Source organism: Candidatus Pelagibacter sp. HIMB1695, assembly GCF_052047655.1.
Lineage (GTDB): Bacteria > Pseudomonadota > Alphaproteobacteria > Pelagibacterales > Pelagibacteraceae > Pelagibacter.
In genome coordinates this window covers 1,088,365-1,102,885 of the sequence record NZ_JBNAJT010000001.1, presented here as the reverse complement: position 1 = coordinate 1,102,885, position 14,521 = coordinate 1,088,365, and the positions used below count along the sequence as shown (strand labels likewise).

The following is a 14,521-nucleotide window of genomic DNA, read 5'->3' as shown; positions in this document are numbered from 1 at the left end:
TTTAGGATCGAATTTTAGCGCCAGTTTTATTTTCGACTGTTTCTATAATTGACTTATTTATTTGATCTAAATCGGCTTCTTTAAGAGTTTTTTCTTGAGATTGAATTGTAACATTGATCGCAATTGATTTTTGGTTTTCAGGAATATTATCGCCCTCATAAACATCAAAAACTTTAATGTTAGAAATCAAATTTTTATCAACATTTGATACAACATTTACCAAATCTTGAACCTTAATTTTCTTATCAACTATAAAAGCAAAATCTCTTTCTGACTTTTGATAATCTGAAACAGAATATTTTGTTTTTTGATCTTTCAATGATTTTTTTGGTAATTTTAAATTATCAAGAAATATTTCAAAACCTACTAAAGATTCGGTTTTCATATCTATTTGCTTAATGATATTTGGATGAATTTCACCAAAGTATGCAGCCACACTTTCTTTACCTCTGTTCAAAAATAATCTTCCTGATTTACCTGGATGATAATAATCAGGAGTTTCGTCATCAATAAAAAATTTTTCTACATCGTAACCTGCTTCAACTAAGGTTTGAACTACATCTTTTTTAATATCAAAAACATCAACATTTCTTTCTTTTTCCAACCAAGAAAGACGAGATTTTTTTCCAGCAGATAAACCACAGACTACTATATTTTGTTCACCTGGTTGTTTTCCAAAAAATGTTGGTCCTATTTCAAAAATAGATAAATCTTTAAATCCTCTATCTATATTTTTGCTCATATACATAATTAAATTTGAATATATTGAATTTCTTAAAACTCCTAATTCTGAACTTATAGGGTTTACAATTTTTAATTCATTATTTTGTCCTTTGAAATAATCATTATATTTTGCATCTGTAAAAGACCATGTAATTGCCTCCAAATAACCCTTTGAGGCAACAGATCTTTGCAAGAAATGAAATAATTTTTGAGTTTGTGTTAAAGTAGATTTTTTTCTCTCTTTGATTGGTTCTTCTATTTTAATTTTATCATATCCAACTATTCTTACTAATTCCTCAACTACATCTATTTCCTGAGTGATATCTGGTCTCCAAGATGGGATGGTTAATTTAAAAACTTTTTTATCTTTTTTACACGTAAAACCCAGGTTATCTAAAATTTTTAACATATCTTTTGTTAAAATTTTAAAACCTGTTACTTTTTCAAATGAATTTGGATCAAATTTAATTATTGGATTTTTAAATGTACTAATTTTTTGGATATCAATCTTACTAATTTCACCGCCACAAATTTCTTTAATTAAAAATGCTGCTTTATTTAAACCTTCTTCGATCGACAATTGATCTATTCCTCTTTCAAATCTAAATTTTGCATCTGTATCAATATTTAATCTTTTTGCTGTTCGTCTAATTGATCTTGGATCAAAATAAGCTGACTCAATTAAAACGTTTTGTGTATCCATTTCTGTCCCAGATCTAGTGCCTCCAATAATACCACCTAGTCCTAACACACCTTTATTATCACTAATTACACACATGTCATCTTCAAGCTTATAGGTTTTATTATCTAATGCTGTGAACTCTTCACCGGATTTTGAGTTTCTAACAATTATACCCTTTTCAATTTTATCAGCATCATATGCGTGTAATGGACGATTAATATCAATCATTACATAATTTGTAATATCAACAATTGCTGAAATAGGTTTTTGACCTATAGAAATTAATTTATCCTTTAACCATTTTGGACTTTCAGTATTTTTTACATTTGTTACCAAACAGCTTCCAAAAGAAAAACATCCTTGGTTTTTTTCGTTTATAATTTTTACTTTAATTGTTTGAGATTTTTTCGATTTTATTTTTTGTTCTTTAATCTGTTTTAATTTACCAAATCCTGAAGCTGCTAAATCTCTAGCTATTCCTTTAACACCAAGACAGTCAGGTCTATTAGGTGTGATTGATAAATCAATTAAATTAGAACTGGATTGTGTAAAAAAACTTTTTCCAATACTTTTGTTGTATTTCGCAGATGAAAGCTCGGTAATTCCATCACTTTCTTCAGACAAATTTAGTTCTGATTCAGAACAAAGCATACCATAAGATGTAACATCTCTAATTTTTGCTATAACTAATTTAGTTTTATTTTTTGGAATAACCGCACCAGGTGGAGCATAAACAGTAATTAAACCTTCTCTAGCATTTGGTGCACCACATACGACCTTCTTAATTTCTTTTTCACCCACATCAACATCACAAACTTTTAAACGGTCTGCATTAGGATGTTTTTCTGTTTTTAAAATTTTTGCTACTTTGAATAAATCTAAACCTGCAGATAAATTTTCAACACCTTCAACTTCAAGTCCAATGTCAGTTAATCTCTCAAGTAACTTCTCTTCATTAGCACTTACAGATAAATGATCTTTTAACCAATCAAATGTTATCTTCATCGACTTAGACCTCTATAATTTGTTGGTACATCAAGTGGATCAAATCCAAAGTGATTTAACCATCTATAATCACAGTCAAAGAAAGCTCTTAAATCATTAATACCGTATTTTAGCATAGCCAACCTGTCTATACCTATGCCAAATGCATATCCTTGGTATTTAGCAGGATCAACTTTGACATTTTTTAAAACGTTTGGATGAACCATTCCACATCCTAAAATTTCAAGCCACTGATCTCCTTCTCCTATAACAATTTTACCATCCTTAATTTCGTAACCAATATCTACCTCTGCAGATGGTTCTGTAAAAGGGAAATGACTTGGTCTGAATCTCATTTTGATTTTTTCCACTTCAAAGAACTCTTTAATAAAATAATTTAAACATCCCTTTAAATGACCCATATTAATATTTTTATCTATATGAAGGCCCTCAACCTGATGAAACATTGGTGCATGTGTTTGATCACTATCTGATCTATATGTTCTACCTGGCGCAATAATTTTAAATGGCGGCTTGTCTTTTAACATAGTTCTAATTTGAACTGGTGAAGTATGCGTTCTTAACAAAAATTCCTTATTTTCGTCCAAATAAAAAGTGTCATGCATGTCACGAGCTGGGTGATTATCTGGAGTGTTTAATGCAGTAAAATTATTATATTCGTTTTCTACATCTGGTCCTTCTTCAACACTAAAACCTATTTCTGAAAATATAGATGAAATCTCATCTATCGTTTGAGATACAGGATGAATTTTACCTCTAACAAAAGATCTCCCTGGTAAAGTTATATCAACTCTTTCTTTTTCAAGTTTTTGATTAATTTCTTTTGTCTCAATTTCTTTAATCTTTTCCGAAATTAAAGATTGAAGTTCATCCTTTATTTTATTTAAATCAGCTGCAAAAGTTTTTCTATCAGACTCTGGTATTGATCCTACAGTTTTAAATAAAGATGAAATTCGACCGTTTTTTCCAAATAACTCTGTTTTGATTGAATTGATTTCATCCAAGCTTAATTCATTTTTAAGCTTTGATATAAATTGATCTCTAATATTTTTTATGTCTGACATATTAGTAGATTATTTCCTTAAGAAATAAAAACAATAGAGATTAATTTAAAGCGGATTGAGCTTTTTGTACAATTGTTTTAAATGCTTCTGGACTATCGTAAGCAATTTCAGCTAAAATTTTTCTATCTATTGCGACACCACATTTACTTAAACCATTAATGAATTTCGAATAAGTCATACCCTCTGCTCTTACACCAGCATTGATTCTTTGTATCCATAATGATTTGAAATCTCTTTTTTTATTTCTTCTATCTCTGTAAGCATACTGCATGGATTTCTCCATAGCTTGTTTAGCAACTCTGATAGTATTTTTTCTTCTTCCCCACTGACCTTTTACAGCTTTCAAAACTTTTTTATGTTTTGCTTTACTTGTTACGCCTCTTTTTACTCTTGCCATTATTACCCTCTTAAACTGTAAGGCATGTATGATTTAACAATTTTGCCATCTTGTTTGGACAAAGTCGTAGTGCCTCTTAATTTTCTAATTTGTGAATTCGTTCGTTTAATCATACCGTGTCTTTTACCTGCTTGAGCAGATATAACTTTACCCTTAGCTGATATCTTAAATCTTTTTTTTGCTGAGCTTTTTGTTTTTAATTTTGGCATAATTCTGCGGACTTATACAAAGAATGTTGAAATTTTACAACCTCTATTAAGGCTTATAAAGGTTGAATTACCATGATCATTTGCTTCCCATCAAATTTGGGTTGTAACTCTACTCTACCAATATCCTTCATATCCTCTTTAATTTTACCCATCAGTTCATTGCCTAAATGAGAGTGCTGGAGTTCTCGCCCTTTAAATCTGATAGTAAATTTAACTTTATCTCCTTTAGAAATAAATTTTTTTGCATTTTTGACCTTAAATTCATAATCATGAGTTTCTGTTACAGGTCTCATTTTAATTTCTTTTAATGAAATTATTTTTTGTTTCTTTTTTGCAAGATTTGCTTTTTTTTGTGCATCATATTTATACTTTCCCATATCCATGATTTTACAAACAGGTGGGTTTGCATTAGGTGCAATTTCAATTAAATCCAAACCTTGGTTTTTTGCCATTGATATAGCTTCATTAGTACTAATGACACCAAGATTTTCACCATCACTTGCAATGACTTGAACATCCGGTGAAGATATTCGGTTATTAGACCTTGGACCTCTATCCTTTGTTCTTCTTTGAAAGTAGTTTTGTTTGAAATCTGCCACTTAATTTGATGATGCTTTATTTAAAGCAGAGAAAGTTTTTAAAAATAAATCTATATCCATATTTTCTTGTTTATTAGAGTCTAACCTTCTAATCGTTACTGAATTGGAGTCAACTTCTTTTTTACCACAAATTAATAAAAGAGGTATTTTTGCTAAAGAATGATCTCTAATTTTATAGTTTAAGTTATTATTTTTAATATCAACTGCAGAACTTATGCCTGCCTCTTTAATTTTTTTAGAAACTTCTATTGCATAATTATTAAATTCTTCTGAAATTGGAATTACCATTGTCTGTAAAGGTGAAATCCAAAAAGGAAATTTTCCAGCATAATTTTCAATCAATATTCCTATAAATCTTTCTAAGGAACCAAACAGCGCTCTATGAAGCATAACAGGAACTTTTTTTGTTCCATCTTTATCAACATATGATGCATCTAATCTTCCAGGTAAATTTAAATCAACTTGTAAAGTTCCACATTGCCAATCTCTTCCGATAGCATCTCTTAAAACAAATTCAATTTTTGGCCCATAGAAAGCACCTTCACCTTTATTAATACTATACTCTAACTTAGAAGCCTTAACCGCTTCAAGAAGTGAGGCTTCTGCCTTGTCCCAAACCTCATCATCTCCAACTCTAACCTCCGGTCGATCTGCATATTTTAAAATTACATTTTCAAAACCAAGATCTTTATAAATATCTAAGATTAAATTTGTTACATTTAAACACTCACTCGTAATTTGATCTTCCGCACAAAAAATATGCGCATCATCTTGTGTAAAAGCTCTTACTCTAAGCAAACCATGTAAAGCACCCGATGGTTCGTAACGATGAACCTTACCAAATTCTGTGATACGTAATGGAAGATCTCTGTAACTTTTTAATCCTTGATTAAATACTTGTATATGACCAGGACAATTCATTGGTTTTATCGCAAACACTTTTTCATCAGGAGTTTCTGATGTGTACATATTCTCTCCATATTTTTCCCAGTGACCAGATTTTTCCCACAATTGTCGGTCTAAAATTTCAGGTGTATTTACCTCTTTGTATCCAGCAGCATCCTGTCTGCTTCTCATATAATTAATTAATTTTTGAAATAATGCCCATCCTCTCTCATGCCAAAAAACTGAGCCTGGACTTTCTTCTCTAAAATGAAACAAGTCCATTTCTTTTCCTAATTTTCTATGATCTCTTTTTTCTGCCTCTTCTATTCTTTTTAGATGATCATCTAAATCTTTTTGAGAAGCCCAGCTTGTACCATAAATTCTTTGTAGCATTTCATTATTTGAATCACCTCTCCAATAAGCTCCTGAAACTTTCATTAATTTAAAGTATTTACCTATTTTACCTGTTGAAGAAAGATGTGGTCCTCTACAAAGATCATGCCAATCTCCATGAAAATAAATTGAAACATCTTCATTCTCCGGTATTGCCTCAATTAACTCAGCTTTATAGATTTCACCTTTTTTTTTAAAATGATCTATGGCTTTATTTCTATCCCAAACTTCCCTTTTAGTAATCTCATCTCGATCAACAATTTCTTTCATTTTATTTTCAATCTTTGTTAAATCATCTTCTGTAAACGGATCTTTTCTAGCAAAATCATAATAAAATCCATTTTCAATTACAGGTCCAATTGTAACCTGTGTTCCTGGAAACAATTCTTGTACTGCCATTGCTAATATGTGAGCAGTATCATGTCTAATGGTTTCTAGACCCTCAGGATTTTTAGATGTAAAAATTTTTATGGAACAGTCTTTCTCAATTAAATGTTCTAAATCTTTCAACTCGCCATCTACACTTATTACCATTGCTTGTTTAGCTAATGATTTGCTAATTTTTTCTGCTACTTCTAATCCAGTAACTTTATTTGGGAAATCAATATTATTTCCATCAGGTAATGTAATTATAGGCATTTAATTTATTAATCTTTTATACTCTGAATAAGTAGAAAAGCACATTTTTTCAACATTAAATTTTTGAACTATATTTTTTCTTCCTTCAACTCCAATTAATTTTAATTGAATTTCGTCAATTGTAAGCGTTTTTAAAATTTTCTGACTTAAAGACTTTGCATCACCCGCTTTAAATAAATAGCCTGTTTTTTCATCAACGACAGTCTCGTTAGAGCCACCAATATTACTCGCAATAATTGGTTTCTCCATAGATTGGGCCTCCACAGAAACTCTACCAAAAGCTTCTGGTTCAATAGAAGATGAAACAATTATATCAGAAACTTTGTAAGCTAATGCCATATCTTTACAGTGATCGATAAATCTTAACTGTTTAGTCAACCTATATTGTTCTGAAAGCCTTATTAGTTTTTTTTTATACAAATCTCTTCCTTGATCACTTCCAAGGATAACAGCATAAAATGCCTCATAACCTAATTCAATATTTACCAGATTGATTGCTTCAATAAATACCTCTTGTCCCTTCCAGGTAGTTAATCTACCAGGCAAAAGTATAATCTTTTTATCTTTTTCTATTTCCCATTGTTTTAATAATTTTTTCTCTTCAGTTTCAAGTTTTGTGGTAGGATCAAAATAATCAACATTAATTCCTCTAAATATTACTAATAATTTTTTTTTTTGATTTAAGTAATTTGAATAATTTTCTTTGATGTGCGAAAAAATAAAGTTTGATCCTGCAATAATTAAGTCAGATCGAACCATTACTGAATTATATAATTTTTTCAAATTACTTTTAAAATTATACGTTCCATGAAATGTAGTCACAAACTTTCTACTTGTTATCTTGGAGGCTATTAAACAAGACCATGCAGGCGCTCTACTTCTGGCGTGTATGATCGAAATATTATTAAATAAAATAATAAAAGTTAAAATTATCGCATTAATTAAAATTAATATTGGGTTTTTACTATGAACTGGAAGTCTAAAAACTTTTACTTTACTTTTATCTACAAAGTTAAGTAAATCACCACCACTAGTAACTATAAATGATTTGCAACCGTTTTCTGGCAAATAGTGAGCAATATCATAACAACCAGTCTCTGCACCACCATATCCAAGTTTTGGGATTACTTGCAAAACTTTTAAATTAGATGACATTTGATATGATTATATATTAATTAGCAATTCTTATAAACGATTATGGCAAATTTCAGATTCCACAAAACTTCAAAGACTAAGAAAATTAGACATATTTGTAAAATTTATAAAAATGCTCCATTCATAGTTTTCTTACATGGATTTATGTCAGATCTTGAAGGAAAAAAGCCAGAAGCTTTTTTGAAATTTGCAAGAAAAAATAAAATAAGTTTTCTCGCTTTAGAATATTCAGGTCATGGAAAATCTACAGGTAAATTCACAAATGGTAATATTTCAAAATGGACTAAAGAAACCTCTACATTGATAAATAAATATATAAAAAATAATAATTTTTATATCATTGGTTCAAGTATGGGCGCTTGGATTGCTTTAAGACAATTCAAAATATTTAAAAAACAAATTATGGGATTTTTAGGAATTGGGTCGGCACCTGAGTTTTTAGAAAATTTGATGTGGAAAAAATTTACCAAGAAAATAAAACAAGAAATAATCCAAAAAGGCATACATCACCTAAAACATGGGAATTATGAGTATCCAATCACTTATCAGCTTATAAAAGATGGAAGAAAAAATAGAGTTTTAAATAAAAAAATAAACTCAAAAATTAATGTTACCATGTTGCATGGTGAATATGATGAAGCTGTACCGGTAAGTTATTCTAGAAAAGTTTTAAAACTATTTCCAAAAGCAAGAAAGAAATTAATCATTGTAAAAAAAGGTGACCATAGCTTATCAAATAAGAAATGGCTTAATAAAATCTTAAAAGAATTAAAATTATTGATTAACTAACTTCTTTTATAACTTTTTTTAAACTGATAGGGTTTTTAAGTTTATCTAACATTTCTTTAGGACAAACCTGAATGAAATTGTTAATTTCATTATCATAATTTTCAATTATTTCTTTAGATAACAAAGATCCTGTCTCTTCATGGTGTTCTTTGATTAAATTTTTTAAATTTTCTTTCCAATAATCTGTTTCAACATTCTGCCAAACTACTGACTCTGGGTTTACTTTTTTTTCAAATTCTTGTGATTTGTCATAGATAAATGCCATACCACCTGTCATACCAGCAGCAAAATTATCTCCAACATCTCCAAGAATTACTACAGTTCCACCTGTCATATACTCACATCCATTAGAGTCACATCCCTCAATAACCGTAATTGCACCTGAATTTCTTACAGAGAATCTTTCACCAGCTTGACCAGCTGCAAAAAGTTTTCCAGATGTTGCTCCGTATAGAACTGTATTTCCTAAGATAGTATTTTCATTTGAAACTAAATTACTTTCCTCTGGTAGTCTTATAGAAATTGTAGCTCCTGAAAGACCTTTACCGACATAATCATTTGCATCCCCTTTTAATACCAACTTCAAACCTTTGGATGAAAAGGCTCCAAAAGATTGGCCAGCTGACCCTTTAAAGTTTAATACTAAAAAATTATCATCAAGTTTTTCATAACCATATTTTTTATATAAATGATGAGAAATTCTTGTCCCAACTGCTCTATGAGTATTTTTAATTAAATATTCTTTTTCAATTTTTTCTGAATTATCTAAAGCCTTTTCAATCTCAGGCCATATTTCTTGGTCTAGAGTATCTGGCACCGAATTAATTTCTTGGTATTCACAGTATCTAGTATTGTTCCCAGTATCTGCTTGAACAAATAAAGGGTTTAAATCTAAATCATCTAAATTATCTGAACCCTTGCTAACTTGTCTAAGTAAGTCAGTTCTACCAATAATATCATTTAATGATTTAAAACCTAATTTAGCTAAAATTTCTCTAACCTCAGTTGCTATAAACGTAAATAGATTAACAACCTTATCTGGAGTTCCAGTGAATTTTTCTCTTAATTTTTCATCTTGAGTACAGACACCAACGGGGCATGTATTCGAATGACATTGTCTTACCATTATGCATCCCATTGCAACTAAAGCGGTTGTTGCAACTCCATACTCTTCTGCTCCCATCATAGCAGCTATAACTACATCTCTACCTGTTTTAATTCCCCCATCAGTTCTAAGTGTAACTGTATGTCTAAGATTATTTAATGTTAAAACCTGATTAGCCTCTGTTAATCCCATCTCCCACGGGATACCTACGTATTTTACACTTGTTTGCGGAGTAGCTCCAGTGCCACCGTTATGTCCTGAAATTAATATTATGTCTGCTTTTGCTTTGGCAACTCCTGCAGCAATAGTCCCAACTCCTGAGGATGCAACTAGTTTTACTCCAATTCTTGCTTTTGGATTAATCTGTTTTAAATCATAAATAAGCTGCGCAAGATCTTCAATTGAATAAATATCGTGATGTGGTGGAGGAGAAATTAGTGTTACTCCAGGCGTTGAGTGTCTTAACCTTGCTATTTCATCAGTGACTTTGAAACCTGGGAGTTGTCCACCTTCTCCTGGCTTTGCACCTTGTGCAATTTTTATTTCAATCTCATTGCAATTGTTTAAATAATTAACTGTTACACCAAATCTTGCTGAAGCTATTTGTTTTACTCTTGAGTTTGCACTATCTCCGTTATCTAAAACTTTAAATCTTTTTTCATCTTCTCCGCCTTCACCACTACAAGAAGCTCCTTTAATTCTATTCATACCTGTAGCCAAAGTTTCATGTGCTTCTTTAGATAAAGCGCCATGAGACATACTTCCGCTTCCAAATCTTTTTAAAATATTTTCTATTGGTTCTACTTCTGAAATGTCTATAGCTCCCTTTAATTTTTTTTCTCTAAAATCAATTAAGTCCCTTAAATTTATTGGTGGTAAATTATAAATACCTTCTGCATATCTCTTATAGGCGTCATAAGAATTAGAGCCGACTGCACTTTGAAGTAAATGTATAAGTTTTCCTTGATATTGGTGTGTTTCTCCATTTTTTCTATATCTATAAATCCCTCCAATAGGAAGAATTGTATCTGTACTTTCAAATGCTTCTTTATGAATTGCTCTTATTTTTTTTTCAATTCCAGTAAGTCCAATACCAGAAATTTTAGATACAACTCCTGGAAAATAATCTGAAACAATAGTTCTGCTCAATCCAACAGTCTCAAAATTGCATCCACCTCTGTAAGAACTTAAAACAGAGATACCCATCTTAGACATGATTTTTAATAAACCAGCATTGACAGATTTAATGTATCTTTCAACACATTCTTCAAAGCTAAACTTTCCAAATAATTTTTTTTCAAATCTTTGATATAAACTATCGAACGCCAAGTAAGGATTGACTGTTGTTGCTCCAACACCGATTAAAGTTGCAAAAGAGTGTGTATCTAATGCTTCTCCAGATTGGACATTGATTGATACATATCCTCTTAATTTTTTCTCAATTAAAAAAGAGTTGATTGCACCTACTGCAAGCAGCATTGGAATTGGAAGTTTTGAAATTGATAAATCTTTATCGCTAAGAATTAATTGTGTAACACCCTGTCTTACAGCAATTTCTGCATCTTTTTGAATTTTTTTAATAGCTTCGTACAAACTATTACTTTCTTCAAAGGTACAATCAATTATTGTTGAATTATTTCCAAAAAAATTGATAAATTTTTTAAACTGAGAATTAGATAAGATTGGGCTATTTAGAACATAAATATTCTGTTTTGTTAAATTATCAAAATCTAGAATATTGCCTAGATTTCCAAATCTTGTTTTTAAACTCATCACTTTGTTTTCTCTCAAAGAGTCTATTGGTGGATTTGTAACTTGGCTAAAATTTTGTCTAAAAAAATGATACAGAGGTCTATATTTATCTGATAACACAGCTAAAGGGGTGTCATCACCCATAGACCCTGTGGCCTCTTTTGCTTCCTCAGCCATAGGGTGTAATATTAATTCAAGATCCTCTAAGCTAATTCCAAAAGTATACTGTCTTCTTCTTAGATCATCCCCTGAAAAAGAATTTTTTTCATCCTCAATCGTTAGCTTGTCATCTAAATCAATAATTTGTGAATTAAAATGTTTATACTCCTTTGCTAAGTAATCCTTAATTTGTTTATTAGTAAATACTTTACCTTTTTCAATTCTTACTCCTATAATTTCTCCAGGACCTAATCTTCCTTTTGATAAAATTCTTTTTTCATTTAGCTCGATCATCCCAGTTTCTGAGCCTGCAAACAATAACTTATCCTTTGTGATTGCATATCTTAGAGGTCTTAATCCATTTCTATCGTTTGCTGCAATAACCCACTCATTGTCAGTTCCAGCTATAGCGGCGGGTCCATCCCAAGGTTCCATTGTGCTATTTAAAAAATTGAATAATTGCTGATGATCTTTTGGTAAAGTCTTATTCTTCTTAGACCATGCATCAGGAACTAACATTAATTTAGCTAATGGTGCAGGTTGACCTGAAATGTTTAATAATTCAAAAACATTATCTAAAGCCGCAGAATCTGAGGCTCCTTGTTGAATAACCGGCTTAAGATTTTCTATATCATCAAATAATGGACTATTCATTTCTTGCTCATGAACTTTCATCCAATTTTTGTTTCCTCTATAAGTATTAATTTCTCCATTATGTGCAATTGCTCTGAATGGTTGAGCAAGATTCCAACTTGGAGCTGTGTTGGTTGAAAACCGCTGATGAAATATTGCGTATCTTGATACAAATCTTTCATCATTTAAATCTAGATAAAATTCTGAAATTGCTTCGGCTAAGAACATTCCTTTGTAAATAATTGACTTTGAACTTAAGGAACAAATATAAAAATTATTTAATGATTTTTTGAAAGCTTCGTTTTCGATTTTTCTTCTTGTCTCATAAATTTTTCTCTCCAAATCTTTATTTATAAGTTCTTTATTATGAGGTTTGAAAAGTACCTGAATAATTTCAGGCATAGTTTGAAAAGCTTTTTCACCTAAAACCTTTGGATTAACGGGAACTTGTCTCCAACCATAAATATTAAAATCATTTTTCGTTAGTTCGCTTTCAACAATTGTTTTACAGCTCTCTTGTGCTGCATAGTCATTACGTGGAAGAAAAATCATTCCTACGCAGATTTCAGAATTATCGTGCGTGTGTCCTGTAACTTCAATTTTCTCAATAAAAAAATCTTTTGGAATTTCTACGTGAATTCCAGCTCCATCTCCTGTTTTCCCATCAGCATCTACAGCACCTCTATGCCAAACAGCTTTTAAAGCTTCAATTCCATATTCAACTACATTCCTGGATTTTTTTCCCTCAGTGGAAGCTATTAAACCTACTCCACACGCATCATGCTCCATATCCTCAGAATAGACATTGTTTTTCTTAAGTAGATCAAAATTTTTTTTATAAGTTTTCATTAAGCAACTTTTTTCTCATTTTTGGATTTTGTTTCTAAATAATTTTTTATGGAATCTGCTGCGTCCCTACCATCTTTAATTGCCCAAACAACTAATGAAGCTCCTCTAACTATATCCCCAGCAGCAAAAACGCCACTTAGATTAGTTTCCATAGTATCAAAATCAGTTTTTATTGTTCCCCATTTTGTAACTTGAAGTTCATTGCTATCGAATAAATTAGGTAAATCCTCTGGATCAAATCCAAGAGCTTTAATAACCATATCTGCTTTTATTTCATAACTTGATCCTTCTTGTACTTCGGGTTTTCTTCTACCAGTTTCATCTGGTTCACCTAACTTTATTTGATCTACAAGTAAATTTTCTACCTTATTAGTTCCTTTAAATTCTTTAGGACTAGATAGCCATACAAACTCAACACCTTCCTCTTCAGCATTTGCAACTTCTCTTGCTGAACCGGGCATATTTTCTTTATCTCTTCTGTATAAGCATTTTACTGATTTTGCTTTTTGTCTTACTGAAGTTCTCACACAATCCATTGCGGTATCACCTCCACCAATTACAACAACATCTTTTCCCTCTGCATTTAGAATTCCCTTATCAAATAATTCAACCTCATCACCCAATCCTTTTTTATTTGATGCTGTAAGAAAATCCATTGCTGGAAAAATATTGTCTAAATCATTACCTGGTAAATTAACTTCTCTAGCTTTGTAAACTCCTGTTGCAATTAATACTGCATCATGTTTTTTTCTTAATTGCTCTAAGCTTGCATCCTTGCCAACTTCGAAATTTTGTATGAATTCTATTCCACCATCTCTTAAAAGCTTTGTTCGTCTTTCAACTATTTCTTTTTCTAATTTAAAATTTGGAATTCCATATATTAATAATCCTCCAGCTCTATCATAACGATCGTAAACTGTAATTTTATACCCATTTTTTCTTAACTGTTCTGCCGCTGCTAATCCCGCAGGACCAGCTCCTATAATTCCGACACTTTGATTTTTTTCATTTGTAACTTCGATTGGTTTAACCCAACCTTGTTCCCAAGCATTATCTGTTATATATTTTTCAACGGAACCAATTGTAACTGTTCCGTGACCAGACTGTTCAATTACACAATTTCCCTCACACAATCTATCTTGCGGACAGATTCTTCCACAAACCTCGGGCATATTATTAGTGCTTTGGGAAAGCTCGTATGCTTCTTTTAATCTTCCTTCAGCAGTTAACTTTAGCCAATCAGGAATATTATTACTTAAAGGACAATGAACCTGACAGAAAGGAACTCCACACTGAGAACATCTACTTGATTGTTCTTTAGCTTTTTCGTTGATATATTCGTCATATATCTCGTTAAAATCCTTTTTTCTTTGATCAACTTCCCTTTTAGGTGGAGTTTGCTGACCTATTTTTACAAATTTTAACATTTTGTCAGTCATAAAAAATATAATTTTCGGCAAATTATATAATGATTTTATAAAAT

At 31.0% G+C, this 14,521-nt stretch carries 10 protein-coding genes; 1 reads left to right on the top strand and 9 read right to left on the bottom strand.

Features of this window, described 5'->3' with window-relative positions; genetic code table 11:
• Position 1 precedes the first annotated feature (1 nt).
• The 7 genes from pheT to ACTTAX_RS05935 are packed head-to-tail and all read right to left on the bottom strand — an operon-like array spanning position 2 to position 7,751.
• Positions 2 to 2,410, bottom strand: a complete 2,409-nt coding sequence (gene pheT, locus ACTTAX_RS05965) for a phenylalanine--tRNA ligase subunit beta (protein WP_440693616.1) — start codon at positions 2,408 to 2,410, stop codon at positions 2 to 4.
• Positions 2,407 to 3,474 (bottom strand): phenylalanine--tRNA ligase subunit alpha, encoded by a 1,068-nt coding sequence (gene pheS, locus ACTTAX_RS05960; RefSeq protein WP_440693614.1) that lies wholly within the window; start codon positions 3,472 to 3,474, stop codon positions 2,407 to 2,409. Before pheS ends, pheT begins: the two co-directional genes overlap by 4 nt.
• Before the next feature lie 40 nt (positions 3,475 to 3,514).
• Entirely contained in the window at positions 3,515 to 3,871 is a 357-nt protein-coding gene (rplT, locus tag ACTTAX_RS05955) for a 50S ribosomal protein L20 (RefSeq protein ID WP_440633264.1), read from the bottom strand.
• Between the two features lie 2 nt (positions 3,872 to 3,873).
• Complete coding sequence (rpmI, locus tag ACTTAX_RS05950; RefSeq protein WP_023854436.1) at positions 3,874 to 4,080, bottom strand: 50S ribosomal protein L35; 207 nt, start codon at positions 4,078 to 4,080, stop codon at positions 3,874 to 3,876.
• 53 nt (positions 4,081 to 4,133) lie between these two features.
• Complete coding sequence (gene infC, locus ACTTAX_RS05945; protein ID WP_075505925.1) at positions 4,134 to 4,679, bottom strand: translation initiation factor IF-3; 546 nt, start codon at positions 4,677 to 4,679, stop codon at positions 4,134 to 4,136.
• Complete coding sequence (thrS, locus tag ACTTAX_RS05940; protein WP_440693612.1) at positions 4,680 to 6,596, bottom strand: threonine--tRNA ligase; 1,917 nt, start codon at positions 6,594 to 6,596, stop codon at positions 4,680 to 4,682. It lies immediately after the preceding gene.
• The gene (locus tag ACTTAX_RS05935) at positions 6,597 to 7,751 is read right to left on the bottom strand and encodes a glycosyltransferase family 4 protein (protein WP_440693610.1); all 1,155 of its coding nucleotides are present in this window, start codon (positions 7,749 to 7,751) and stop codon (positions 6,597 to 6,599) included.
• Positions 7,752 to 7,793: 42 nt separating this feature from the next.
• Here ACTTAX_RS05935 and ACTTAX_RS05930 point away from each other — a divergent pair, with 42 nt between their 5' ends.
• Entirely contained in the window at positions 7,794 to 8,540 is a 747-nt protein-coding gene (locus ACTTAX_RS05930) for an alpha/beta hydrolase (protein WP_440693608.1), read from the top strand.
• Here ACTTAX_RS05930 and gltB read toward each other — a convergent pair.
• Positions 8,533 to 13,038 carry a glutamate synthase large subunit gene (gene gltB / locus ACTTAX_RS05925; protein ID WP_440693606.1) on the bottom strand — a complete coding sequence of 1,502 codons (4,506 nt, stop codon included), beginning with the start codon at positions 13,036 to 13,038 and terminating at the stop codon, positions 8,533 to 8,535. The genes ACTTAX_RS05930 and gltB overlap by 8 nt on opposite strands.
• Entirely contained in the window at positions 13,038 to 14,477 is a 1,440-nt protein-coding gene (locus ACTTAX_RS05920) for an NAD(P)-dependent oxidoreductase (protein ID WP_075506061.1), read from the bottom strand. Before ACTTAX_RS05920 ends, gltB begins: the two co-directional genes overlap by 1 nt.
• Positions 14,478 to 14,521: the final 44 nt, after the last annotated feature.

Excerpts from the sequence above, each read along its gene's own strand:
- ACTTAX_RS05920 (WP_075506061.1), bottom strand. The coding sequence starts at position 14,477 with ATGACTGACAAAATGTTAAAATTTGTAAAAATAGGTCAGCAAACTCCA.
- gltB (WP_440693606.1), bottom strand. The coding sequence starts at position 13,038 with ATGAAAACTTATAAAAAAAATTTTGATCTACTTAAGAAAAACAATGTC.
- rplT (WP_440633264.1), bottom strand. The coding sequence starts at position 3,871 with ATGGCAAGAGTAAAAAGAGGCGTAACAAGTAAAGCAAAACATAAAAAA.
- ACTTAX_RS05935 (WP_440693610.1), bottom strand. The coding sequence starts at position 7,751 with ATGTCATCTAATTTAAAAGTTTTGCAAGTAATCCCAAAACTTGGATAT.
- thrS (WP_440693612.1), bottom strand. The coding sequence starts at position 6,596 with ATGCCTATAATTACATTACCTGATGGAAATAATATTGATTTCCCAAAT.
- pheS (WP_440693614.1), bottom strand. The coding sequence starts at position 3,474 with ATGTCAGACATAAAAAATATTAGAGATCAATTTATATCAAAGCTTAAA.
- pheT (WP_440693616.1), bottom strand. The coding sequence starts at position 2,410 with ATGAAGATAACATTTGATTGGTTAAAAGATCATTTATCTGTAAGTGCT.
- rpmI (WP_023854436.1), bottom strand. The coding sequence starts at position 4,080 with ATGCCAAAATTAAAAACAAAAAGCTCAGCAAAAAAAAGATTTAAGATA.
- ACTTAX_RS05930 (WP_440693608.1), top strand. The coding sequence starts at position 7,794 with ATGGCAAATTTCAGATTCCACAAAACTTCAAAGACTAAGAAAATTAGA.